The organism is Flavobacterium cheonhonense (genome assembly GCF_035671315.1).
In the GTDB taxonomy this organism is placed as follows: domain Bacteria; phylum Bacteroidota; class Bacteroidia; order Flavobacteriales; family Flavobacteriaceae; genus Flavobacterium; species Flavobacterium cheonhonense.
In genome coordinates this window covers 122187-148079 of record NZ_JAXAVY010000001.1, presented here as the reverse complement: position 1 = coordinate 148079, position 25893 = coordinate 122187, and the positions used below count along the sequence as shown (strand labels likewise).

Sequence of the window (25893 nt, the reverse complement as noted above, 5' to 3'; positions counted from 1 at the left end):
GAGCAAATATACTTTTTTTAAGATACGGATGTATATTTGTTTAGTATATTTGGCGAAAATTTAAACAAAAATTATGCAAAGAGGATTAAGAATTGCCTTAGTGATTTTTACTTGTTTAACCATAGGGTATTTGTCTGGGATGGTAACTCGAGAGAGTATTACCACTTGGTATCCAACATTGGTGAAACCGGTTTTTAACCCGCCGAATTGGATTTTTGCTCCGGTTTGGACAATATTGTATATTTTGATGGGTGTAGCCGGCGGTATGATTTGGAACCGAATTGAAACGGATGAAGCTGCTGTAAAAAAGGCTTTTAAATTTTTTATCATCCAATTGGGTTTGAATGCACTTTGGTCTTATTTATTTTTTGGTTTGCACAACCCGTTGTTGGCTTTCATAGAAGTGATTTTACTTTGGTTAATGATTTTGGAAACCTACAACCAGTTCAAAAAAATTGACAAAACAGCTGCCTTACTTTTACTTCCATATCTAGGTTGGGTGAGTTTTGCTACGGTATTAACCGGTAGTATTTGGTGGTTGAACCGATAAAAAAATCCCATCTGAAAAGATGGGATTTTTTAATTATTGTATCATCAATTTTTTGATGGTTTTGAGTTGGTTCTCGGTTTGAATTTCTATCAGATAAATGCCTTTAGACAAATCGGAAACATTAACTGTCATTTGTTTTTCTCCTAGTGAGTTAACTACTTTTACTCTTTTACCTACTACATCAAAGAAAACAATTTCAGATAAATTTTCTGTAGACTGACTCAAATCTATGGTAACCGATTGGTTGGCCGGATTAGGATACATCAAAATAGCTTTCGAGCTAAATGATGGATTGCCTAAATTTTCTACAAACTCTGTACTAAAAGTATTGGTCACTATCGGCGGATTATAATCAAAGAAAATCGAAGCCGTATTAGGGATAACATCTCCCAAGGCATAGCCGGCTTTAGGTTTGATTCTGAAATGTACATAGCCATGACTGTCATTCGGATGGGTAACTGTTGGCGGCAAATCAATATTGTAAAAATGCCAAGTCAATTGACTGTTTTCGCGTCTGGTGTTTACAGGATGACTGGCATTGAGCATTTCAAAAGTAGTTTCGTCTAAATCAGGGTCTAGTAAATCTTCTACTCGGATAAATTCGGCATTGGCTGTTCCGGTATTTTCAAATCGAATGGTGTAATACAAATAATCATTGCTGGTGAAATCATTAAAAACAATTCTACCACCGTGTGATTCTGCTTTGTCATTCGGATCATATGAACCTACCACCATTTGTGTCAAAGTGGAAGTATTATTAGGAACATGAGCGTCACCATTAATTTGAATCGAAGCAGTGTTGGACAACCAATCTCCTAAGTTCACTGTTGGGATCGTTGGCACTTGTAGGGTTACCGTAATGGTTCGGATCTCATTAAGCGCCAAATCCGTAAAGTCATAAGTAAATCCGTTACTTGTAGTGCTTACTCCTGTTTGTGAAATAGAATAGATGGTCACATGGGTATCTTTAGTGAAAGTAACTGTGCCGTGTGGTATAGTTGAGGTGCCATTATTTCTGTATCTAATAACTACATCATAAGTAAAGCCGGGGCGAGGCAGATTTTGCGGAATAATATAGCAACCGGCATCAACATAAGCTTGTAGAACGGTGATAGGAAAATACAAATACGTGGTGCCGCTTCCCGCCGAGAGTGTGATGTTGCTATGCGTTGTATTAGAAGCGTAATAAGCAGCTAATCCACCATTGATTTGAAAACTAAAATCATAAGAATTGGTCGGATTATTGTCGAAAATATAATAAGATCCATTGTATGGGCTACCGTTGAGATTATTACCCGAATCGTTGATTTGGTATATAAAATTACCTTGGCTAAAATTACTTTCTCCGCTATCCTTAATGCCATTGTTGTTACTGTCGATAAAAGCGTTTAAAACTAAAGCTTCAGTGCAATTTCCGCTGTTGATACAATCTTGCATGCAAATTTGGAGTGGAGCCGACCATGGACTACTTACACTTATGTCACAAACTTTTTTGACATAAACATCATAACAAGTATCAGGTGATAAACCGGTAAGGACAAAAGAATTTGAAGTTGCAGAAACCACGTATGAGAAAGAATCTGACGGTTGCGCTCCAAGAGGAACAACACAAACTCGGTTAAAGATGGAACCCATACTGCCGCCAACATTATCCCAATTAATTGTAAACGAAGTATCAGAAATGTTGGTAGCCGTTAATTGCGTTGGTGCCGGGCAAGGATCGCCGCAATTGTGTGTGTTCAAGGTCAAGGTTGTAAGGCTGAAACAACTGTTCTGGATATTTTGAACTCTAACAAATAAAGTTTGTGTTCCGGGAAAAACTAATGGCGTATATCCGCTACCTTGTATCTGATTTGAACCGGTTTGCGCATCAACCATAGTCTCATAATAAGTAACCAAAACATTGGGATTTCCGCCGGTTATTTCCGCCAGTGCATCACTCAAATTGTAAATAGGTAATTCTGTTACATCACACTCACTTAATGTGGCAGGATTGGCATTCGGTATAGGCAAAACTCTAATGTCAACCGATGAGATGTTAACTGCGCCGTTGGTGTTGTTGACGATTCTGATCCCAAGTGTCTGAATGGCTGGTTGAACATTGACATAATTATTGGGATTGACAATCGGGTTGATATTATTTTGTGCATTCGCAAACGAATCGTAAAAAGCAACTGTATAATCACCCGGATTTACAGCGGCCAAGATTGTAGGTGTCAACTGCGTCAAATCAAAAACAGCAAATTGATCATTATTGTCATCACACTGTTCAATAGGTGGGTAAGTCGATTGGAATTGGGCGTTCGCAGTGATACAAAACAACAAAAATAGTAGTAGTTTTTTCATAAAAAGAAAAATTTGAAACTCAAATTTAACTGATTTTTAAATAACTACAGTAAAAAATATAAGAATTTTTTTAATGTAAACTCACCACTTTAGTAATCTTCCAACCCTCGTTGGTTTTTTTCCAAAAAATGGTAAATCGACTAACATTTTTGGGTTCATTGGGCGGATTGGTGGTGTTGCTGAACGAATGCAACCCAATTTCAACAGCACCATAATCTTTAATTTGGTAAACTTCTATACTCCCTGGTACGAGCGTTCGGGTGACTTTCCCACAGATGTATTTTTTAGTACCTTCGAGAATGTCTTTTTTCGAATTGGATAAACCGCCTTGGTCATGGTAAAATTCTATGTCTTCAGCATAGAAATCGGCATAGGTTTCAAATTTGGTGTCGCAATGATTGTAAGCGTCAAAGAATACGCTGTCGAGTTTGACAATGGTTTTGTATAATTCCGGATTGTCAGGCGTGTAGTTTTTGGTCAGTTGGTAGTCGTTTGATTTTGAAGTACTACAACTAACCAACAAGAGGAATAAGGCGAATGAAAGGATGGCTTTTTTCATGAGTTGGTTATGGCATTGGCTACAATGAATCCGCTTGTCCAGGCATTCTGAAAATTAAATCCGCCCGTAATCGCATCAATATTGACAATTTCTCCGGCAAAAAATAAATTTTCATGCCACTTGCTTTCCATCGTTTTAAAGTTAATTTCTCTTAAGTCGATCCCGCCTGCAGTAACAAATTCTTCTTTGAAAGTACTTTTGCCATTCACCTGAAATTGTCCGTTAGTGAGCTGGTTAGTTAAATCTGTCAGTTGCTTTTTAGTCAAATCCGCCCATTTGGTTTCATTTGAAATGTTGGAGGCCAAAACCAAACTTTCCCAAAGACGGTTTGGCACCCGAGCGCCAGCGAATCGGGCGTCAGCCAAATCAAACGGCGATTTTTTACTCACCACTTTCTTGGCGTGTTCTTGTTTGAGTTCTTTTAAAGTTTCCATTGCTTCCTCAAAAGTAACGTCGTTAAGCCAATTGACTTCCAATACAAATTGGTAGTTTTTCTCCGCTAAAATCCGAGCGCCCCAAGCGGAAAGTCTCAAAATTCCCGGTCCGCTCATGCCCCAATGGGTAATCAGTAACGGGCCAGTAGCTTCGAGTTTAGTATTTTTCACTTTCACTTTAGCCAAGGCTGAAACACCCATCAAATCTTTGATGCGAGCATCTTTGATGTTAAAAGTGAATAGCGACGGTACGGGTGGAATGATGGTATGATTCATGTTTTGGAGCAAATCCCAAATCTTAGGATTGCTGCCTGTGGTCATGACCAATTTTCGACAAGAAAACGTCTCGTGATTGGTTTCGACTTTCCAATAATCTTCTCCATGAAAAAGCGATTGTACACTTTGACCGGTTAGGACCTCAATTTTTAATTTTTGTGACAAGCCCAAAAAGCAGTCGATGATGGTTTGCGAGGAATCCGTAGTGGGAAACATTCGGCCATCGTCTTCAATTTTCAATGCGACACCGCGTTTTTCAAACCATTCTATTGTATCGCCTGAGCAGAATTGGTGGAACGGACCGCGCAATTCTTTTTCGCCTCGAGGGTAAAATTTAACCAACTCATTCGGTACAAAACAGGCATGAGTAACATTACATCTTCCTCCGCCGGAAACACGTACTTTTTCCAATACGTTTTTCCCGCGTTCGAGTATGGCAATTTTCAGCTTGGCATTTTGTTCAGCAATATTGATGGCTGTAAAAAAACCGGCTGCACCGCCGCCTACTATGATGATGTCGTATTTTGAATTCATAATCTTTCCGGAAAATCGGTAATGATACCGTCTACTTCCAATGATTTTACAAAGGTAATATCTTCGGGTTCATTTATCGTCCAAGGAAAAACTTTAAATCCTTTTTCTTTGATTTTTTCAACATTTTCAGCAGTTAGCAAATGATAATAAGGATGAATCGCTTCGGCTTTGATGAATTTGGCGAAAGCCATAGCCAAGTCTAAATCGGTTTCGGTCAAAACCCCAATTCTAATGTCTTCATCATGAAAGCGAACTTCCTGCAAGGCATTCCAATCAAAGCTGGAAATGAGGATTTTGCTTTGGTTGAAAGTATTTTTTGCTATCAAATTCAAAACCGCTTGTGTAGCCGAAAAGGTTTTGATTTCCACATTAATCTCACAGCGATTATCCACCAATTCGAATACATCTCGTAAAGTCGGAATTCCTAAATGTTGTAATTCTTTGGCATTGTAATCAGTCACCAAACCCATTTTCGAAGTCGTTCTGTCGATGGTTTCATCGTGAATGACCATTGGAATCTTGTCTGAACTCAGCCAAAGATCCAACTCAATCATGTCAACGCCCAAGGCAATAGCTTTCTCGAACGAAGCCAAGGTGTTTTCGGGAGAATGACCTTTCGCACCGCGATGTCCAATTTTGAGCATGGTTATAGTTTCTCCAACAAAACTAAGGTAAAATTAGTATCTAAAGTTACTTTTCCGTTTTCAACGGTGGCTTCTGTGTTGGAATAGGCGTCTCTTACTCGCATTCCGTTGGCAAAAATAGTTCCGACAGGGATTTCTTTTTTTCCTTTTGGCAAATCCAAACCAATCACTATTTGATCGCTGAAATTTCTATTGGTGTAACTTCTGCTGAACACATAAGGCGAAGCCGAAATCATTTGGTGTACTCCGGCGCCAACCGCAGGATGGTTTTTACGAAACGTTCCTAACAATTGGTAATGGATCAACAATTGGTTTTTAATTCGGTCGGTTTGCAAGTCGTTCCAGTTCATAAACGAGCGTAAAGTAGCGTCGCCTTGAGTGCCTTCTATTTCCAATGGTCTTGCTGTTTCATCGCCATAGTAAACCTGTGAAATTCCCGGAGCCAATAACAATTTGGTGCCGGCTTCGAAGATTCTCTCTCTTTTTTTGTCGAAAGGCCAACCATCATCGTGCGAAGTGGTATAGTTCATTACGGTATTGCCTTTTAAATCGTTTTGCAAGATATTGGAATACTTAGAGAACAATTCTTCGTAGTTCATTTTGGCTTCGTTTCTAAAGTCGAAATTGATTAAACCGGTAAAGCCATTGGCGTAATAATCGACTTTTTTATCGCCAAAATCATAAAGTCTTTTTGCTCCGATATTGTAACCGTAAACTTCCCCAACGGTAAAGAAACCATTGTTGTCTATGACTTTTTTCGGGTTGTTCTTTTTGAATTCGCCGAAAGCCCTATCGCATACTTTTTTAAAATCGGCCCAAACGTCTTCGGTGGTATGTTTGGCGGTATCCACTCTGTAACCATCAATGCCGTAATCGGTAATATAATCCGAAAGCCATTTCATGATGTAATATTTAGGCGCTCTAGGATAGCCTGTTTTTTTGAAAAACGCATCGAGTTCGGCGACTTCTTCTTCATAGCGCCCTTCTTTTTTCCATTTTTCGACTAACATAGGAGGCAAAGCTACATTGGCGTTGCTCTCGGTTTTTACGTCGGGAAGATTCTCTACCAAAGTGCAATTGATGTAAGTGTCGTAGGATTGATAAGTACATTTAGGCGAAGTTCGTACCCAATCGCTTGGATAAGCAGGATCGAGTTCTGTAACCGGTCCGGTGTGATTGATCACCGCATCCAATAAAATTCGGATGCCTTTGGCGTGTGCTTTTTCGACTAATTCTTTTAAATCTTCTTTAGTGCCGTAACTTGGGTCGACTGCCGTCCAATCTTTGGTCCAATAGCCGTGAAAACCGTAAGTGTTTCCGGTACCTTCATCTACCGAACCGTGAATTTGCTCCACCACCGGCGTCATCCAAATGGCTGTGATGCCCAAATTGGTGAAATAACCTTCGTCGAGTTTTTGGATTACTCCGCGTATGTCGCCGCCTTCAAAGCCACGCAATACTCCGGTTGGTTTATTGCGATTGATGATTTTATCATTGGCCGGATTCCCGTTTTGGAAACGGTCAATCAATAAAAAATACACGTTAGCACTTTCCCACACAAAAGGCGTTTGGGTGATTGGAGCTTCTTTTTTTACCGTTTCTTTGGTACAATTGCAACCAAACAATAGGAGTGAAGCGGATAAAGTGAGGAAGATATTTTTCATATTAGTATTCAATTTTAATTTCCGGCGAAGTACCTTTTTTCCATGTAACCGGTAGGAAAAGCGATTCGTTATTGGTTTTGAAGATTGTTTCTTGTCCGTTAATAAAAATACGTTTGGCTTTGAGGTTATGTACTACTATTGTAACATTTTTATCAGTTGACAAATAGTTTTTGCCAACGTTTGCCGTTAATTTCAGCACTAATATATTCCCATTGTTGTTGCTGTTGAAATTGAGTATTTCAAATTGTCCTTTTTCAAAAGCTTGTGGTGTTTCCCCGTTATCGTTGTACAATTTTCCGGAAGAGGTTTTCACACTGTCATCAAAATAGAAATGCAAGTTGAAATTGTCCAGCGAATATTTTGAAGTGTTCTGAATGGTTTCAATCATCGGCACAAAACTACCGCCGCGCACGAAAGTCGGAATCGATGTTTCGGCTACAACTACTGTTTCCGTGGAACCTGCAGCGTATTTTTTACCCGAATAAAAGTCGAACCAATTGTTGCTTTTCGGGAAATAGACTTCGGTTGAGGTAACGCCTGCTTTTGTGATTGGTTTGATTAAAAAGGCATCGCCCCAAAAGTAGCTTTCCTTTTCGTTGAGTAACTTTTCGTTGGATGGTTCTTCAAAGAATAAAGGGCGCATCAAAGGTGTTCCTTTTTGGTTGTTTTCGAAGGCTAAAGTATAGTTGTACGGCAATAATTGGTAGCGTAATTCTACCGCTTTTTTGGCTTTGGCTTTGGTATGAACGTCTTTGTAAGCCACTTCCGAAGCTACGTCTTCTTGTGCATGCGGACGGAAAATTGGGTTGAAAACGCCGTATTGTAACCAACGCAAATACAATTCGTTGTCGAAATAATCACCGGCAAATCCGCCAAGATCAGAATGCATATACGCCATGCCTTGCATTCCCATTTGCAGGGCAATTTCCATTTGCGATTGTAAGCCGCCCCAACTTCTGGACACATCGCCACTCCAAGGCATCATCCCAAAACGTTGTGACCCCGAATAACCGGCGCGCATTAGGATAAATGGTCGTTGGTTTGGGAAATCTTTTTTATAACCGTCGGCTATTAATTTGGCCCAATGGTGCCCGTAAATATTGTGGACTTCATCGGCTTTTCCGGCAGCAGTTACCACTTTTGACGGGAAGACTTCCGGTTCACCCAAATCGCCCCACATACCACCAACGCCTTGGTTGATTAATCTTTTATAAACATTCCAAAACCATTGGTTGCCTTCGGGTTTGAAAATATCCACTACACCGGTGTTTCCGAAATAAAAATCCCAAGTGGCCGGTTTACCTGATTTATCGGTAACCAAAACTTTTTGATCTGCGGCTTCCTGCCATTTGGATGAGGTGGTTAAGACAAAAGGTTCCGTGATTAGAACCGTTTTAACGCCTTTTGCTTTCAAATCGGCTATCATTTTTTCGGGATTCGGGAATTGGTCTTTGTCCCAGTCGAGGTTACCCATGGTGCCTTTGACTTCTTTGCCGAACCAATACAAATCGAGGATAATCGCGTCTACCGGAATCCCGTCGGTTTGGAAACGGTTGATGGTTTTTTCGACTTCTTCTTGGGTGTGGTATCCGAATCGGCTGGAGAAATTTCCTAAGGTCCAGCGCGCGGGCATGGGTTGTTTTCCGGTTAAATCAGTGTAATTGGACACCAAATCTTCCCAAGTATCGCCTACAATAATTTGATAGGTTTTTCGACCTGAAATGGTTTCGTATTCCAGGGTGTTGTTCTTTTTACTGTCTAAATCCAAGTGACCAATGGCGCCATTGTCGAAATGTACGGCGTACATTTTGGAAGATAATACTAACGGAATGCAAAAGTTCATCAATTCGGCACGGGTTTCATAACCGTAGTGCGCTCGGTTGTATAAGGCTAAACGATTCCCGCGGCGGTTCATCCCTAAAGCACGAGCACCGCCACCAAACAGCATCTCCGAATTGTCGAGGTTGAATTGTAGAATTTCGGTGCTGTCTTTTTTGATGTAACCGGTTTTTTCAGACAACAACACTTTTCCTTGGTTGGAATAGGTAATGCGAAAAGGCGCTTTGTTGATGACTACCGTAATGTTATTAGTGACTAACGAGATGGAAGTTGCGGTCTTAGAAACCGAAGCGTTAACTTTCTCCGGGGTTTTAATTACAGCATGTGAATTCGGGTTGTAAACTTCTCCGTTGGGTATAAAGGAGGTTTCGACTATTTTATTCGAATACGGTTTAATACGGTAGGTTCCATCACTGGTTTTTACTTCTAAGAGATTGTTTTTCCAAGTATGGGAAAGGTAATTTCGGTTCGCATTTTGGGCGAATGTAACAGCAGTAAAAAGGAGTAAGAAAAGTAATTTTTTCATCAGTTATTTCTAAATTATGAACCATATAAGCCATGTAAGTACAACTAAGAAAGGCCCATATAACTTATGTGGTAAATTTTATTTCAATTCCAATATCAAAACCGATTTGCCATCAATAGTGATGTCGTTTTTCAAGTCGAAAGTTTTTTCAGTGAAAATATCTTTACCCGATTGGTACTTTTTGATATTTTCTGCAAATCGATTGGTCTTGAAAGTTTGCTTTTCTTCGTTATTGTTTACAACCACCATAACGCTTTCTTTCTCGTTGTAACGGAAATACACATAAACGTTGTTCTCCGGAATGTAATGCGTGGTTTTTCCGGTGTGGATTACCGTTTTGTTTTTGCGCCAGTTTAATAGTTTAGCAGTAAAATCAAAGAATTTGTTTTGCTCCTCAGTTCTTCCGGCTTTGGTAAAGGCGTTGTTAGTGTCGCCATTCCAACCACCGGGGAAATCCCTGCGGATATCACCATCGCCTTTGCCTTTATCGCCGGCCATACCAATTTCGGAACCGTAATAGATTTGCGGAATACCGCGAACGGTGGCGATTAGGGTCATGGCCATTTGGTATTTTTTGAAGTCGTTTTTGTAGATTTCGTTTAGGCGATTGGTATCGTGATTTTCAAAAAAAACCAATAAATTATTGATGTTTGGATACAGAAAATCGTTGTTGAAATTTTCATATACTTTCACCATTCCGTTGCGCCATTCTTGTTTGTCTTCGTTAAAAACTCCGTTCGCAATAGCCTCTTGCAACGTAAAATCCATTACACTAGGAAGATTGGAGTTAAAGCTTTGAATGGCTCCTATTTTACTGTCTTTTTGCCAATACGCCATTTGTGCTTGGTCGTACATCCATACTTCACCAACGATATTGAAATTCGGGTATTCGTCGGTTATGGATTTGGTCCATTTTGCGATGGCTGTTTTATCATTGTAAGAATAAGTATCGACACGGAAACCATCTAAATCGGCGTATTCGATCCACCAAATGGCGTTTTGAATAAGGTAATTTAAAACTAACGGATTGGATTGATTCAAATCGGGCATCGATTTAACAAACCATCCATCCATACACAAATCAAAATCTTTTTTGGAGGCATTGGTATCAAATTGAGCAGCCATTCTGTAGTTGGTTTGAGCATAACCCGGAAACTGATGTATCCAATCGTAAGTAGGTAAATCGCTCATCATCCAATGTTTGTAACCCCAATGGTTGGTCACGTAATCCATAATGTTTTTCATGCCGCGTTTGTGCAATTCGGCGCTCATACGAACATAATCTTCATTGGTTCCGAAACGCGCGTCAATTTTGTACACGTCAGATTGACCGTAAGTGTGATATGAACCTCTTTCGTCATTGTCTTCGCATAGTGGCGTTGGCCAAACGGCTGTTGCGCCAAGCGATTGGATGTAATCTAAATTTTTGATTATTCCTTCGATATCGCCACCGTGGCGACCGTCTTTGTTGCTTCGGTTGGCTTTTTCGGTTAGTTTGTCGTTGTTGTCGTTGTTAGGATTACCGTTAGTAAAACGATCCGACATGATGAGGTAAATCAAGTCAGAACTGTCAAAGCTTTTGCGAAAGCGCGAATTTTCTTTTCTGGATTTTAAAGCATAGTTTTGGGTAAACGATTTTTTGCCGTTTTTGAAAGTGAACACCAAATCTTGCGCCGGACTATTTTGGGTATCGATAGTCACGAATACGTAATTAGGGTTTTCGGTTTTTTGAATGCCTTTGATTACGATTCCGTTAGAAACAGTCACCTCGTTTTGGGCAATGTTTTTTCCGTAGAACATGATTTGTACTTCGTTATGCGTCATGTCGCTCCACCAAAAAGGCGGTTCAACGCGGTCAACTTGTGCGAAAGCGGAAACAGAGACTAAAAGAGAGAAGAGTAGTTTTTTCATAATTTATTTTTTATAAACCATAAAGGCATATAAGTTCATTTAAGTTTCTCTTATTGTCCTTATATGCCTTATAGGGTTCAACTAATTATTTTATACAGTCACCAAACTATTCGGCTCTACCAAAATGTCTTTGCCATTAACAAAAACAGTGATTGGCGAATCGCCTTCTAAAGTAAATTTGGTTTCGTTTTGATGAACCGATACTTTAAGAATTTGGTTTCTGAAATTGATTTTAAACGAATAGCCGTTCCATTCTTTCGGGATTCTCGGTTCGAAATGCAGCGTATTGTCTTTAACACGCATACCGCCAAAACCCTCTACGATACTCATCCAAGTTCCGGCCATCGACGTAATGTGCAAGCCTTCTTCCACTTCTTTGTTGTAATCATCTAAATCCAAACGAGAAGTTCTTAAATAGAAAGTATAAGCTTGTTCCATTCGGCCCAATACAGCCGCTTGAATGGAGTGTACACAAGGCGATAAAGAACTTTCGTGAACGGTAAACGGTTCGTAAAAATCGAAGTGTTTCTCCAATTGTTCTTTGCTGAAATGATCTTCAAAGAAATAAAAACCTTGCAGTGTATCGGCTTGCTTGATGTAAGGCGAACGCAAGATTCGATCCCAAGACCATTTTTGGTTGATAGGGCGTTGTGATTTGTCTAAATCATGCACTTTAACCAATTCTTTGTCTAAGAAACCGTCTTGTTGTAAGTATACGCCGTGTTCTTCCGAATATGGGAAATACATATGGTCAGCCACTTTTTTCCAATGCAGTATTTCGGCATCGTCTAAGTTGACCTTGCTCATGATTCTGGCGTAATCAGAAGCGTATTCTTGTTTTACTTTTTGGATTTGCTCGATGGCGTAATCGATACACCATTTGGCAATATAGTTCGTGTAGAAATTATTGTTAACGTTGTTTTCGTATTCATTCGGACCGGTAACGCCTAAGATTACGTATTGATTTCTGTAGGTAGAGAAGGTCGCTCTTTGGTGCCAAAAACGAGCAATACCAATTAAGACTTCCAATCCTTTTTCGGGGATGTAACTATAATCTCCGGTGAATCGGTAGTAATTAAAAATGGCAAAAGCGATAGCACCATTTCGGTGGATTTCTTCGAAAGTAATTTCCCATTCGTTGTGGCATTCTTCCCCGTTCATGGTTACCATAGGGTAGAGAGCCGCGCCATTTTTGAATCCTAATTTGGCTGCATTTTCAATGGCTTTATCTAATTGGTTGTAACGATAAGCCAAAAGGTTTCGTGCCACTTGTTGGTCTTTCGTAGCCATGTAAAACGGAATACAATAGGCTTCCGTATCCCAATAAGTAGAACCACCGTATTTTTCTCCGGTAAATCCTTTCGGTCCGATGTTTAGTCGGGAATCTTTACCCAAATAGGTTTGGTTTAATTGGAAAATATTAAAACGAATACCTTGTTGTGCTTTAACATCGCCTTCGATAGTGATGTCGCTCATTTCCCAAATTTTGGCCCAAGCGGCGATTTGGTTTTGTAACAAGCTATCATAACCCAAAGCCAATCCTTTTTGGATTACATTTTGGGCTGCCGGAATTAAATCGGTTGTAGCGTGATTCATAGATACCGTGTAACCTCCCAATTTTTGTAGGGCGATGGTTTGTCCTTTAGCTACCAATTGTTCGTAGGTAAAAATGACTTTATCGGAAGTGGTGTCGGTAAATTCCGGTTCGGCATTTTGGTTTTCGTTGTTGAGGAAAATGCTGTTGTGCATGAAGGTGGCTACTTCAAAATGGGTTTTGAAAGTACGGGCTACTACAAAAGCTTCATTGGTGTCGTGTTGGATTTGTAATGGTTCCCAAAATTTCTCTTCCCAATTGGCGTCTTCGTTATGAACACCGGCATCCAAATATGGCTTGAAAACGATAGTGGCATCTTGGTTTTTCGGGGTGATTTCGTATTTGATTACACCTAACTCATCGATGTCTAAAGAGAGAAATCTTCTAACATTAACATCGATTTCGATACCGTTGTTTAACAATGCGTTAAACGAACGATGGTACCAACCCTCTTTCATGTTCAATTCGCGTTTAAAGTTAGATACTTTACAAGACGCTAAATCGAGTGTTTCACCGTTAATTTCAACTAAAATACCAATCCAACTTGGGGCATTTAATACTTTAGCAAAATATTCCGGATAACCGTTTTTCCACCAACCCACTTTGGTTTTGTCAGGATAATAAATACCTGCTATATAACTGCCTTGGAAGGTTTTGCCTGAATAGAATTCTTCAAAATTGGCACGTTGTCCCATGGCACCGTTACCGATACTGAACAAACTTTCCGAGGATTTTACGCTGTCTAAGTCAAATCCTTCTTCAATAATCGACCAGTTGTCTGGTTTGATATAATCTTGGTTCATTGTAATTTTTTTATTGTCCTTTTATCATTCAATTTTAATCCAGGAGTGCTTCAATGAAAGCTACATCCATAAATGTAAAATCTTTAAAATTATATTTCGCTTCATGTAAAATGGCGGCGTCGCCTATACCAACACTAATCATGTTGGCAATATTGGCCGCTTGAATACCAGCCACGCTGTCTTCAAAAACGATGGCGTTTTCGTTAGACACGTTTAGTAGCTGTGCAGCTCTCAGAAAAACTTCGGGATCCGGTTTGGCGTTAGATACATCGTTTCCGTCAACAATAGCATCAAAAAAAGGCAGGATTCCGGTTTTTTCTAAAATAGGGCGGGCGTTTTTACTAGCTGAACCCAAAGCAATAAACTGATTTTTTTCTTTAATAAATTCGAGTACATGCAATACTCCGGGCAATATTTCACTTTCGTCCATATCGACCAAGTAGGATAAGTAATCTTCATTTTTTTGGATCAGCCATTTGTTTTTGTCTTCTTGAGAGGCTTCAATATTGCCTAATGCCAAAATGATGTCAAGAGAGCGAACGCGGCTGACACCTTTTAAATCTTCGTTGTGTTCGGGGGTAAATTCGATACCCAATTCCTGCGCTAATTTTTGCCACGCTAAAAAATGGTATTTAGCAGTGTCAACGATTACGCCATCGAGGTCGAATATGAATGCTTTTTTAGTCATTAATTGATATCTTTACTGTCTTTTACTTTAAGGGCTAAATAGGCTGCAATAAGGAAGCTTACGCCACTCATTACTAAGGCATAGATAGCGTGGTCGCCATAAACATATTTTACTAACGGGCCTCCTATCAAAGCGTTGATGATTTGTGGGATAACAATGAAAAAGTTAAATATTCCCATGTAAACTCCCATTTTTTTCGGGTGAATGGCTCCTGCCAAAATAGCATATGGCATGGCTAAAATACTGGCCCAGGCAAAGCCTACCAATATCATAGAAAACACCAAAGTTTCTTTGTTTGGCATAAAGTAAATCGAAATCAATCCGATTCCGCCTAAAACCAATGATAGGGCATGGGTTTTTCTTCTTCCTATTTGCTTAGCGATGTAAGGTAGAAGAAAAGCTACGATTGCCGATACAAAATTGTAAACACCGAAAATGATACCTACCCAATCACCAGCCGATTGAAACTCGGGACTTTTAGTGTCGTTGACCGATAAGCCGTAAATGTGTTGGGCTATGGCTGGAGTAGTAAATACCCACATTCCGAATAATCCGAACCATGAGAAAAATTGAACCCAGCTTAATTGACGCATGGTGGTAGGCATTTTGGCGAAGTCGCTGAAAATATCAGAGAGCTTGGCTTCTTTTTCCTCACCCATGGCTTCTTGGTGTTCTTTTTCGTCACGAAATTGTGCCAATTCCGCCGGAGAATATTCTTTAGTTGTAATTACGGTTACCAATATGCTCCCGATTAAAATTAATGCGCCAATAATGAAAGAATAAATTAGGTTGTCCGGTATTGCTGAAGTTGCGGTAGGTTGATTGCTGATGCCAAACCATTCGTTTAAGACGTAAGGTAGCCAAGAACCTACAACTGCACCAATTCCGATTAAAGCGGTTTGAACACTAAATCCCAAAGTATGTTGGTCTGCTCTCAAATTGTCGCCTACCAACGCTCGGAAAGGTTCCATAGCAATGTTAAAAGAAGCGTCCATTATCATAAGCATTCCTGCTCCAACCCATAAGGCCGGCATGAAAGCGATAAAAATTTCGGCTTGAGGCATCAATACTAAGCCTATAGAAGCTAACAAAGCACCGGTTAAAAAATAAGGTTTTCTTCTTCCGAATCGTCCCCAAGTATTGTCGCTGTAATGTCCGATTAGTGGTTGGACAATCAATCCCATTAAAGGAGCAATAATCCAAAACCAGGATAGTTCATGTACATCGGCACCGAAAATTTGGAGAATTCTGCTGGCGTTAGCATTTTGGAGGGCAAAACCCATTTGTATCCCCAAGAAACCGAAACTCATGTTCCAAATTTCCCAGAAACCTAATTTACGCTTTTCCATTATCGTAATGTATTGGTTTATAATACGATAAGCGCTTTGCTTATCAAAACTTTAATTTGTTTTCGAAGTAAAGTATAAGCTTTGATAATTGCCGTAAAGATAATAAAGAATTTATAATGTGATGGTTTAGCCTCAAAAAAATGAGGCAATCCGCCGGCGCAAACGTTTTTTGTTGATAAAAACTATCGGGTTGATTCTCTTTCGACCAACTCGGTTTCGATTACTTCGGTTCTGTATTGTTCTTCTTCTTCCTCGTCGGCTTCCAGTCTTTCGATTAGCATTTTGGCGGCTTTTCCACCCATTTTCACACCATTCTGACTGACCGTTGTGATGCTTGGAGAAGAATATTTAGAAATGATGCCGTCGGTGAATCCGATTACGGAAATATCATCCGGCACTTTTTTACCTAGTTTATTGGCGACTTTAATCGCGGTAACCGCAAACAATTCGTTCACTGCAAATATGGCGTCAATTTCATTGTTAGACAGAAGATTGGCAATGCTGTCTTCAAAGTTTTCGGTATCTTCGATTTTCAAAATCAGATTTTCATCTACTTTCAAATCGCTGTTTTTTAAGGCTTTGATGTAACCTTCTGTTCTCAATTTGCCTACGCTAACGTAGTCAACCGTAGAAATCAAGGCAATTTTTTTAAACCCTTTGTCGATAAAGTGTTGGGTAGCATTGAACGCTGCTAGGCTGTCGTCAATAATTACTTTGTCGCATAAAATTTCATTCGTTACGCGGTCAAACATTACTACGGGCATACCTTGATTGATGACTTCGGTAATGTGGTGAAAATCTTTCTTGAGTTGCGTTTCTTTGGATAACGACATGATGAAACCATCGATGCTGCCGTTGGCTAACATTTCCATGTTAATGACTTCTTTATCAAAGGATTCGTCTGATAAACACACCAAAACATTATAGCCGTTTTCATTGGCTACATGTTCTACACCGCTAATCACGGTTGCAAAAAAGTGGTGTATGATTTCAGGGATAATAATGCAAATGGTTTTGGTTTTTTTATTCTTTAAACTCAACGCAATATTGTTGGGTTTGTAGTTGTATAGTTTAGCAAATGCCTGAACTTTTTGTCGGGTATCTTCACTAATTTCCAGACTGTTTCTGAGCGATTTTGAAACGGTTGAAATGGATACATCAAGTTCCTTGGCAATTTGTTTAAGTGTAACTTTTCTTTTCATGATGAAATTCGGTAAATACTATTTTCTGAATAAAGATATAGGTTATTTTTCATTCTGTCAATTTTGTCCTTAAAATAGTGACATTATGGAAAAGTTTTCAACACGAAAACGTTTTCGAATCGGATTTAACAAGCGTTTATTCGGCTGATTGATTTTTTTACATAAATTTAACATTCGAAGTATAAGTATACGCACAAAAATTAAATTTTTAACCTAAACAAAACGTATGAAAACAATTTACAAAAAGTTGTTATTTTTATTCCTTTTGCTCCCTTTTGGCGCTCTTGCACAGAGTACTTTGAGCGGAGTGGTTTTGGACAGCAAAACCAGCCAACCATTACCGGGAGTAAATGTAATTGTCCAAGGTGCTAACAGTAGCACAACGACAGATTTTGACGGAAAGTTTCAAGTGGGAGGCCTTAAAAGCGGAGACAAAGTTGTCTTCTCTTTCGTAGGGTACAACTCTCAAACGATTACTTTTTCCGGACAAAAATCGGTCAACATCACTCTTGAAGAAAGTGCTAACCAACTTCAAGAAGTAGTAGTTCAAGTGGGTTACGGAACCGTTAAGAAAAAAGACGCTACGGGTTCTGTGTCAACTTTAACTACAAAAGACTTTAACAAAGGGGCTAACGTAACAGCTGAAAACCTATTGAACGGTAGAATTGCCGGGGTTACTGTTAATGCCGGCGGAGGTGCTCCAGGTAGCGGGTCTCAAATCAGAATTAGAGGAGGTTCTTCATTGAGTGCTTCTAACGATCCGTTAATTGTAATTGACGGTTTACCGGTGACCAATACAACCAATACCGGATCTACTTCTATCTTGGCTGCTTTGAATCCAAATGATATTGAAAGTTTCAACGTATTAAAAGATGCGTCTGCAACAGCAATCTATGGTTCAAGAGCGGCTAACGGTGTGATCATCATCAACACCAAGAAAGGTTCGAAAAAACTTGCAGTAGAATACAACTTCCAATACGGTTCAGGTAGATTGTACAACCAAGTAGATGTTTTCAATACCAGAGATTTTATTGCTCAAGTTGAAGCGAATACTATTAATGGTTTGCTTTCTGCAGGAAGTACTAACTTATTAGGTGTTGATGATCCTACTACTTCAGTTTCTGATGATTTGTCTACACCAGGAATTATAGAAGGAAGAATTCTTTACAATACTGATTGGCAAAAAAAGATTTACAGAAGAACAGACTATGTAGACAATTCAGTATCTATCAGAGGTTCTTTATTCAATAAAATTCCGGCTAAATTAACTTTAGGAAATACTTACCAACAAGGTTTGAGATTGACTAACGACTTTAACAGAAATTCTGCTTCGGTTGTTTTGAATCCAAGTTTCTTTAACGATCATTTGAAATTGCGTTTGAATGCGAATTTTACCAATGAAAATAACCGTTTTGCGGATGGCGTAGAAGGAACTGCTATTCGTTTCGATCCTACTAAACCGGTTTACGATGCAGCTTCACCTTATGATGGCTTTTTCGAGTACAGAAACGGAAACACTACTGCCGATTTCTTAACTCAAGTTCCTAGAAACCCTGTGGCGCAATTGTATCAAACAAATGATACCGGTATCAACAACAGAGTATTAGGAAACTTTGAAATTGACTATAAGTTTCATTTCTTCCCGGCTTTAAGAGCAGTTGTTAATTTAGGTTTCGATGAAAGTAACGGAGAAAGAAGACGTTTGGTTGGAAACACTGCTTTGACAGGATTTATTAACGGTAACACTTTATATGGTACAAATGAGTATTCTGAAGCAACCCGTAGAAATAAATTGTTAGATGCGTATTTCGTTTACAACAAAAAATTCAACAAAGTTAATTTTGAATTGACTTCGGGGTATTCTTATCAAAAATTCCAAGTTTACGGATTTAATACTTTCAACGTAAACAACCCAACAGCACAAGCACCAAGATCATTTGCTAATCCCGATGAAGTGTTGATTGGTTTATTCGGAAGAACAAATATCTCGATCAACGATAAATATTTGTTCACTTTCTCTTTAAGAAGAGACGGTACTTCAAGATTCAGCGATGCCAACCGTTGGGGTAACTTCCCATCAGCAGCTTTTGCTTGGAAATTTGGACAAGATGTGTTCAAAGATTCTAAAGTTGTAAGTGATATGAAATTGCGTTTAGGTTGGGGTATTGCCGGTCAGCAAGAAATCCCTGTTGGAGATTTTTACTTAGAAAGATATAATGTTGGAGATACCAATTCACAATATTATTTTGCTAACTCTCCTTATCCGGTTGGTGTTCCTGCACCAAGAAATCCTGATTTGAAATGGGAAACTACAACTACTTATAACGTAGGTCTTGACTATGGTTTATTCAACAACAGAATTACCGGGTCTTTAGATGCTTTCTACAAACAAACTAACGATTTGTATTTTGGAGATACTCCTTATGCAGACGGTAGTAACTTCTCAAACTCAGGTCCTGCTAATATCGGTAGCTTCTCTACAAAAGGTATTGAGTTCAGTTTGAATGCCGACGTAATCAAAAGAGATAATTTGAATTGGAATGTTAATTTCAACGCAACCAAATTCGAAAGACGTATCGATGAATTACCGGCAGGTTCAGATGTATTCTTTGGTCAAGCCGGAGGAACAGGAGGAACAGTACAAATTCACAGAGAAGGTTACACACCGGGCTCGTTCTTTGTTTACAAACAATTGTACAGCACAGATGGTTCGCCAATTGAAGGGGCTTTTGCCGACTTAAACGGAGATGGTATCATCAACGGAGATGACCGTTACATCTACAAAAATCCTGATCCGGATTTGGTACTTGGTTTCGCCTCTAGTTTCAATTACAAAAACTTTGATTTCTCTTTCAACATGAGAGCCAGCTTCGGAAACAGAATTTACAATGCTTTAAAAGCGAACAGAGCTTACAATGCTTTATTGAAACCGGATGCTGAATTAGGAAACGTTTTAACCAGTGTGTTAGATACCAACTTTACTAACGTAAACGGTGAAAATGTAATTTCTGACATCTACATTGAAAACGGTTCTTTCTTAAGAATGGATAACATCACGATGGGTTATACTTTCCCTAATTGGTTAGGTAAAGCTTCATTAAGATTATTCACGGGGGTGCAAAACGCCTTTATTATTACCGATTATGATGGTTTAGATCCTGAAATTAATGACGGTAGAGATAATACAATTTATCCTAGACAACGTCAATTTTTATTCGGAGCAAACGTAAAATTTTAAATAAATTACTATGAAAAAAATTAAGTTTAACCTATTCCTTATTGTTGGTGCTTTGACATTAACAATGAGTTCATGTACAGATGATTTAGATATTAAAAGTGACGATCCTTTAGTATTTTTATCAGATGAGTTTTTTGAACAGCCGGATGCTTACCGTCAAGGATTGGCCGGTGTTTACGGAAATTTATCGTTAACCGGTACTACAGGTGCAGGTTCTTCTAATATTCAAGGAATTGATGCAGGAACCAGCCAGTACGGTAGATGTTTATGGTACTTGCAAAACTTGTCTACAGACGAGGTGCTTTGGAGTTATGAAAATGACCCTGGTACCAGAGAAATTCAAAGAAATATTTGGACAGCTTCTAACCCTATTTTCCGTGGAATGTACGGTAGAGGAATGTTCCAAGTGGCTTTGGTAAATGAGTTTTTAAGACAAACTACTCCGGAAAAATTAGCTTCTCGTGGTATCACCAGCCAATCTGAAATTGATGAAATCAATGATTTCAGAAATGAAGTTAAAGTTTTACGTGCCTTGGCTTACTATCATTTGATGGATTTATTCGGAAAAGCAGCTTTCAATGATGAAAATTCTGCTTTAGGAGTAGCCGGTCCTCAATACGATAGATCACAGTTATTTGCCTACATTGAAAGCGAGTTGAATTCAGTAATTCCGAATTTGAAAGCGCCACGTACCAACGAGTATGGTAGAGTTGACCAAGCTGTAGCTCGAATGATTTTAGCTAAAATTTATTTGAATGCACAGGTATACATCGGTCAAGATCGTTTGGCTGACTGTGTTACGCAATGTAACCAAGTTATTGCCGGCGGTTACACTTTGAATCCAAACTATTTGAACAACTTCACAGCCGACAACCATTTGTCTTCTGAAATGATTTTCTCTTTGCAATCAGATGGTGTTGCAACTCAAAACTACGGACCAACTACTGTTATGATTAACGGACAAGTAGGTTCAATTGAGCAAAACGGTACTGCTCTTGGCGTTGGCTCAGGAGGCTGGGGTGGTGCTTTGCGTTTGAGAAAACAGTTTGTTGAAAAATTTGAAGGATCCGATTTTGCTAACGACGATAGAAATACTATTATTTCAGGTGTTAGAAACATTGACATTTCTGATGTAGCCAATCGTGATCAAGGTTATATCTTAGCTAAATTCTCTAACAGAACTTCTTCAGGAGTAGCCGGAATCAATTCAACTTTTGTAGATACTGATTTCCCTTTATTCCGTTTAGCCGACGTTTATTTAATGTATGCTGAATGTGCTGCTAGAGGTGCAGCAGGTGCTTCACTTTCACAAGCGGTAACTTATGTTAATGCTTTGAGAGAAAGAGCTAACAACGGAAATACAGCAGCAAATATTTCTGCTAACGAATTGACGTTGGATTTTATTTTAGATGAGAGATCAAGAGAGTTGCACTGGGAAGGACACAGAAGACAAGATTTGATTCGCTTTGGTAAATATACCGGAGGAAGTTACAATTGGGCTTGGAAAGGAAATGGGTCAAACGGTATCGCGATCTCTGCAAACTTGGCTTTGTTCCCAATTCCAACAGCTTCTTTGGCAGCTAATCCTAACTTAACTCAAAACCCTGGTTATTAATAACATTATAAACTATAAATTACAAAAGAAATGAAAAATATATTTAGAAACATTTTAGCTGTGGCGCTTATCAGTGGATTTGCTTCTTGTACAGATGAACAAGATTTAAAATTTTTAGACAATGCAGCTGAGTTCAGAATCCTTTCTCCGGTATCAGGTGATGCCGTTGTGTTAAGCCCGGAAACACCAACTAATCCAGGTTTGTCTATGACATGGGAAGATATGGATTACGGTACACCAACGCAAGTTACTTATACTGTACAAGTAGATAAATCAGGGGATAATTTTGATAATCCTGTTGATTTAGTTAGTACAAATAATACTTATGTAACTGTAACTTCAGATGCTTTAAACGGAGCTTCTTTAGCTGCTGGATTAACCCCTTTCTCACAAGGAGGTTTAGAAATCAGAGTTAAATCTACTGTTGGTTCTCCGGCTAGTGAGGAAAAATTCTCGACAGTAATAACTTATTTGGTTACGCCTTATTCTTCTGAATTGCCAAAATTAGCAGTTCCGGGGAATCACCAAGGTTGGAATCCTCCAACGGCACCAAGAATTGCTTCTTCTGCTTTCGGTCAAACGGATTATGAAGGATACGTTTGGTTAGACGGAGGCTTTAAATTTGTTGGTCCAGATGCAGCCGGTAACTACAACTGGGGTAACACTGATTGGGGTGACGATGGGTCATTCTCAGGCGTATTAGCAGAATCTGGAGAGTCTGATATCACGGCTACTGCAGGATACTACAGAGTAAATGCTAATACTACAACTTTGTTATACACTATTGTTCCTACCAATTGGGGAATTGTAGGTGCTGCAACTCCTGGAGGTTGGGATAACAGTACACCATTAACTTACAATCCTTCAACACAAAAATGGGAAGGAACTGTTGTTATGACTGCAGGGGGATTTAAATTTAGAGCAAACAATACTTGGGATATCAATTTAGGAGGAGATCCGGATGGTGATGATTCTATGAATTATGGTGGACCGGACTTATCTGTTGATACAGCAGGGACATACAATGTAGTTCTTGACTTAAGCAATCCAAGAAAATACTCTTACTCTGTTACACTTCAATAAGTCTATATGAATAACTAAAAAAGGGTTTCCTTTAGGAGACCCTTTTTTTAAATTTTAAGCTATGAAAAAAGTTATTTTATTTGTTTTAACAGGGTTATTTGTGAATATCGCTATAGGTCAAGTTTCTTGGCAAGGTGGTTCCAATCCAGACGCAACGGCTTCGGCCACCATTCTATTTGATAAAACAGGAACCGGTTTGGCAACCTACACCGGTACAATTTATGCCCATACCGGAGTTACCTTGAACGGAACACCATGGCAAAATGTTAAGGGTTCTTGGGGTAACAATACCACACAGCCCGCACTTACTTTAGTGTCCGGAAATATCTATAAATTAGATTTAACACCAACTATTTTGGCTTTCTACGGGATTTCTTCCGGTTCAGTAACCAAAATTAATATGGTATTCAGAAATGCTGCCGGTAACGCCCAAACGACCGATTTAACTTTGGATGTGGGAGCTTTTCAAGCCGCATTAATAAGTCCGTCCGAATACAGTAATACTATCATCAACAGCGGTCAAAGTTTGACCATCTCAGCTTCCAATACCAATGGTTCGGCTAATTATAATTTGTTGGCGAATGGAGTAAGTATCAATACTGCTTCCGGAACAAGCTATAGTTATACTGATACCAATATTACGGTTAACAAAGCTTATGAGTTACAAATTACACAAGGAAGTACTTTCTTTACCAAAACATTTGGCGTAATTGTAAATGCCGGAACTGCTAATCAGGCTATGGCAAGTGGGCTAGAGGATGGGATCAATTACAACGCAACTGATGCTGCCAAAGCAACTTTGGTTTTAGATGCTCCGGGGAAAGATTTTGTCTATGTAGCAGGAAGCTTTAACAACTGGCAACCCGGAACTAATTATTTGATGAAGAAAGATCCCGGAACAGGAAAGTTTTGGTTAGAATTAACCGGACTAACTCCAGGACAAAATTATACTTACCAATATTGGGTTGTAGATGCGACGCCAACTACCAACTCTCCAGCTGTTGTAAAAACTGCCGATCCATACTCAACTCTTGTGTTGTCTCCTTTTGATGATCCTTACATTCCAGCCGCCAGTTACCCTAACTTACCGGCTTATCCAAGCGGACAAGAAAGAGAGGTTACCGTTTTGAAAACCGCACAAACGCCATATAATTGGAGCACGGCTACCACCAACTTCGTAAAACCTAAAAAAGAAGATTTAGTAGTTTATGAGGTTTTAATCCGAGATTTTGACGCCGACAGAAACTTCCAAGACTTGATTGACAAAATTGATTACTTCAAAAATTTAAATATCAATGCTATTCAGTTAATGCCGGTAATGGAATTTGAAGGCAATGAAAGCTGGGGTTACAATACTTCGTTTCATCTGGCCTTGGATAAATTTTACGGTACAGCTGATAAATTCAAGCAGTTCATCGACTTATGTCACCAAAACGGGATTGCAGTTATTTTAGACGTAGCCCTAAACCACGCTTTCGGAAGAAACCCAATGGTAAGAATGTGGATGAAAGATGCTGATGGTGATGGTTGGGGTGATCCTGCGGCCGATAATCCTTATTTTAATGAATTTGCCAAGCATAGTTATAGTGTAGGGTCTGATTTTAATCACTCACAAGCCAGAACCAAATACTACACCAAAAGAGTAGTAAAACAATGGATTCAAGAGTTTAAAATTGACGGTTTCCGTTGGGATTTAACCAAAGGATTTACCCAAGCTTGTTCAGGTGGTGATGATACTTGTACCAATACGTATCAAGCAGATAGAGTTGCAATTCTGAAAGAATACGCAGATTATTCTTGGTCCCTTGATCCAACACATTATGTGATTTTTGAGCATTTAGGTGCTGATAACGAAGAACAACAATGGGCCAACTATCGCATTAGTGAATCACCAAGTAAAGGCGTAATGATGTGGGGTGAATTACACGAAGCCTACAAACAATTAGCCTTGGGTTATTCAACCAATGCCGATATCACCAGAATGGGTCACGTTAGTCGTGGTTTCTCTGCTAAAAGATTGTTAGGTTATCCGGAAAGTCACGATAAAGACAGATTGATTTATGAAGCAGTTGCCTTCGGAAACGGAGGAGGAACAGCACCGCCATTAAATAACTTAAACAATGCTGTGCCAAGAATGTCTGCTATCGGGGCTTTATCCATCTTAGTGCCTGGACCAAAAATGATTTGGCACTTTGCAGAATTGGGGATGAATAACTCTATCTACACTTGTGAAAACGGTACTGTAAATTCGGAATCCGATGTTACCACAGGAGATTGTAAATTGGCCACCAAGCCGCAGCCGCAATGGGCAAACAACTGGTTGACTATGACTTCTCCAAACAGACAACAAGTGTACAACGATTGGAAGCGATTAATTCAGTTAAAAATTAACGAACCGGTTTTTGAAGCTGATTATGCCATTAGTCCGGATGCCAACAACATCAGACAAAGAATTTATATTTACGATAATGCATTGCCTTCAACCTCTTTGAAAAATGTGGTGGTTTTAGCCAATATGTCTGTGGCTAGTCAAAGTATCAATCCTAGTTTCCCGTATACCGGAACTTGGTACAACTTGATGGATAATACGCCAATTACTGTTACCAACACTACAGCAACCATTACCCTAGCTCCGGGAACTTTCCGTGTGTATGGAAACCAACCGGCCAGTACATTAGGAAATAATGATTATAATGCCTTAGCCAATGTTAGTTTGTATCCAAACCCAACATCAGGAAGCTTTACGATCAAAGGACAGGTTTACCGTGTTGAAGTGTATTCCATCACCGGTCAACGAGTGAAGTTGTATGAAAATATTACTTCAGAAGATTATCAATTTGATATCAACGACTTAAACAGTGGTATTTACTTAGTTAAAGCCTATGATGGTAACAACAATTCTTCCACCATGAAGTTGATCAAACAATAAGGTTAGATTAGTTATATAATTATTTGACAAGAGCTGCATTTTTAATGTGGCTCTTGTTTTTATAAAAAAAAACAGCTTAAATTTTTTTCTCTCTTGACTGAATTGTACT

16 protein-coding genes are annotated in these 25893 nt (G+C 39.2%); 5 read left to right on the top strand and 11 right to left on the bottom strand.

The window, feature by feature from the left end; all coding sequences use genetic code 11:
- Positions 1-73: 73 nt before the first annotated feature.
- Complete coding sequence (locus SK086_RS00605) at positions 74-550, top strand: TspO/MBR family protein (RefSeq protein ID WP_324688950.1); 477 nt, start codon at positions 74-76, stop codon at positions 548-550.
- A 33-nt stretch (positions 551-583) separates the two neighbouring features.
- Here SK086_RS00605 and SK086_RS00600 read toward each other — a convergent pair whose 3' ends face one another.
- The 11 genes from SK086_RS00600 to SK086_RS00550 form a co-directional block, all read right to left on the bottom strand.
- Complete coding sequence (locus tag SK086_RS00600) at positions 584-2896, bottom strand: DUF7619 domain-containing protein (protein ID WP_324688947.1); 2313 nt, start codon at positions 2894-2896, stop codon at positions 584-586.
- A 70-nt stretch (positions 2897-2966) separates the two neighbouring features.
- Complete coding sequence (locus tag SK086_RS00595; protein WP_324688945.1) at positions 2967-3455, bottom strand: nuclear transport factor 2 family protein; 489 nt, start codon at positions 3453-3455, stop codon at positions 2967-2969.
- Complete coding sequence (locus SK086_RS00590) at positions 3452-4699, bottom strand: BaiN/RdsA family NAD(P)/FAD-dependent oxidoreductase (RefSeq protein WP_324688943.1); 1248 nt, start codon at positions 4697-4699, stop codon at positions 3452-3454. The genes SK086_RS00595 and SK086_RS00590 overlap by 4 nt, the downstream gene beginning before the upstream one ends.
- The gene (locus tag SK086_RS00585) at positions 4696-5343 is read right to left on the bottom strand and encodes a glycerophosphodiester phosphodiesterase (protein ID WP_324688941.1); all 648 of its coding nucleotides are present in this window, start codon (positions 5341-5343) and stop codon (positions 4696-4698) included. The genes SK086_RS00590 and SK086_RS00585 overlap by 4 nt, the downstream gene beginning before the upstream one ends.
- 2 nt (positions 5344-5345) lie before the next feature.
- A complete protein-coding gene (locus tag SK086_RS00580) occupies positions 5346-7007 on the bottom strand; it encodes an alpha-amylase family glycosyl hydrolase (protein ID WP_324688939.1) in 1662 nt (553 codons plus the stop codon).
- A gap of 1 nt (position 7008) precedes the next feature.
- Positions 7009-9372, bottom strand: coding sequence for a TIM-barrel domain-containing protein (locus SK086_RS00575; protein ID WP_324688937.1), 2364 nt, complete (start codon positions 9370-9372; stop codon positions 7009-7011).
- 78 nt (positions 9373-9450) lie between these two features.
- Positions 9451-11283, bottom strand: coding sequence for a glycoside hydrolase family 13 protein (locus tag SK086_RS00570; RefSeq protein ID WP_324688935.1), 1833 nt, complete (start codon positions 11281-11283; stop codon positions 9451-9453).
- A gap of 90 nt (positions 11284-11373) precedes the next feature.
- Positions 11374-13680 carry a glycoside hydrolase family 65 protein gene (locus SK086_RS00565; protein ID WP_324688933.1) on the bottom strand — a complete coding sequence of 769 codons (2307 nt, stop codon included), beginning with the start codon at positions 13678-13680 and terminating at the stop codon, positions 11374-11376.
- A gap of 34 nt (positions 13681-13714) precedes the next feature.
- Positions 13715-14368 (bottom strand): beta-phosphoglucomutase, encoded by a 654-nt coding sequence (pgmB, locus tag SK086_RS00560; RefSeq protein ID WP_324688931.1) that lies wholly within the window; start codon positions 14366-14368, stop codon positions 13715-13717.
- Complete coding sequence (locus SK086_RS00555) at positions 14368-15717, bottom strand: MFS transporter (RefSeq protein ID WP_324688928.1); 1350 nt, start codon at positions 15715-15717, stop codon at positions 14368-14370. The genes pgmB and SK086_RS00555 overlap by 1 nt, the downstream gene beginning before the upstream one ends.
- A gap of 182 nt (positions 15718-15899) precedes the next feature.
- Positions 15900-16919, bottom strand: a complete 1020-nt coding sequence (locus SK086_RS00550; RefSeq protein ID WP_324688926.1) for a LacI family DNA-binding transcriptional regulator — start codon at positions 16917-16919, stop codon at positions 15900-15902.
- 226 nt (positions 16920-17145) lie between these two features.
- On the opposite strand from SK086_RS00550, the gene SK086_RS00545 reads away from it, so the two are divergent.
- From SK086_RS00545 to SK086_RS00530, 4 genes are all read left to right on the top strand, one after another.
- Positions 17146-20157 (top strand): SusC/RagA family TonB-linked outer membrane protein, encoded by a 3012-nt coding sequence (locus SK086_RS00545; RefSeq protein ID WP_290872633.1) that lies wholly within the window; start codon positions 17146-17148, stop codon positions 20155-20157.
- A gap of 10 nt (positions 20158-20167) precedes the next feature.
- Complete coding sequence (locus tag SK086_RS00540) at positions 20168-21772, top strand: RagB/SusD family nutrient uptake outer membrane protein (protein WP_324688923.1); 1605 nt, start codon at positions 20168-20170, stop codon at positions 21770-21772.
- 30 nt (positions 21773-21802) lie between these two features.
- Positions 21803-22855: a SusE domain-containing protein gene (locus SK086_RS00535; protein WP_324688922.1), complete on the top strand. Its 1053-nt coding sequence runs from the start codon at positions 21803-21805 to the stop codon at positions 22853-22855.
- Positions 22856-22916: 61 nt separating this feature from the next.
- On the top strand, positions 22917-25784 hold the full coding sequence (locus tag SK086_RS00530) for an alpha-amylase family glycosyl hydrolase (RefSeq protein WP_324688920.1): 2868 nt from the start codon (positions 22917-22919) through the stop codon (positions 25782-25784).
- Positions 25785-25893 lie beyond the last annotated feature (109 nt).

What these genes read in the sequence shown, in the direction of transcription:
- SK086_RS00580 (WP_324688939.1), bottom strand. Translation starts at nt 7,007, where the DNA reads ATGAAAAATATCTTCCTCACTTTATCCGCTTCACTCCTATTGTTTGGT.
- SK086_RS00555 (WP_324688928.1), bottom strand. Translation starts at nt 15,717, where the DNA reads ATGGAAAAGCGTAAATTAGGTTTCTGGGAAATTTGGAACATGAGTTTC.
- SK086_RS00570 (WP_324688935.1), bottom strand. Translation starts at nt 11,283, where the DNA reads ATGAAAAAACTACTCTTCTCTCTTTTAGTCTCTGTTTCCGCTTTCGCA.
- SK086_RS00565 (WP_324688933.1), bottom strand. Translation starts at nt 13,680, where the DNA reads ATGAACCAAGATTATATCAAACCAGACAACTGGTCGATTATTGAAGAA.
- SK086_RS00540 (WP_324688923.1), top strand. Translation starts at nt 20,168, where the DNA reads ATGAAAAAAATTAAGTTTAACCTATTCCTTATTGTTGGTGCTTTGACA.
- SK086_RS00575 (WP_324688937.1), bottom strand. Translation starts at nt 9,372, where the DNA reads ATGAAAAAATTACTTTTCTTACTCCTTTTTACTGCTGTTACATTCGCC.
- SK086_RS00600 (WP_324688947.1), bottom strand. Translation starts at nt 2,896, where the DNA reads ATGAAAAAACTACTACTATTTTTGTTGTTTTGTATCACTGCGAACGCC.
- SK086_RS00530 (WP_324688920.1), top strand. Translation starts at nt 22,917, where the DNA reads ATGAAAAAAGTTATTTTATTTGTTTTAACAGGGTTATTTGTGAATATC.
- SK086_RS00585 (WP_324688941.1), bottom strand. Translation starts at nt 5,343, where the DNA reads ATGCTCAAAATTGGACATCGCGGTGCGAAAGGTCATTCTCCCGAAAAC.
- SK086_RS00550 (WP_324688926.1), bottom strand. Translation starts at nt 16,919, where the DNA reads ATGAAAAGAAAAGTTACACTTAAACAAATTGCCAAGGAACTTGATGTA.
- SK086_RS00590 (WP_324688943.1), bottom strand. Translation starts at nt 4,699, where the DNA reads ATGAATTCAAAATACGACATCATCATAGTAGGCGGCGGTGCAGCCGGT.
- SK086_RS00595 (WP_324688945.1), bottom strand. Translation starts at nt 3,455, where the DNA reads ATGAAAAAAGCCATCCTTTCATTCGCCTTATTCCTCTTGTTGGTTAGT.
- SK086_RS00535 (WP_324688922.1), top strand. Translation starts at nt 21,803, where the DNA reads ATGAAAAATATATTTAGAAACATTTTAGCTGTGGCGCTTATCAGTGGA.
- SK086_RS00545 (WP_290872633.1), top strand. Translation starts at nt 17,146, where the DNA reads ATGAAAACAATTTACAAAAAGTTGTTATTTTTATTCCTTTTGCTCCCT.
- SK086_RS00605 (WP_324688950.1), top strand. Translation starts at nt 74, where the DNA reads ATGCAAAGAGGATTAAGAATTGCCTTAGTGATTTTTACTTGTTTAACC.
- pgmB (WP_324688931.1), bottom strand. Translation starts at nt 14,368, where the DNA reads ATGACTAAAAAAGCATTCATATTCGACCTCGATGGCGTAATCGTTGAC.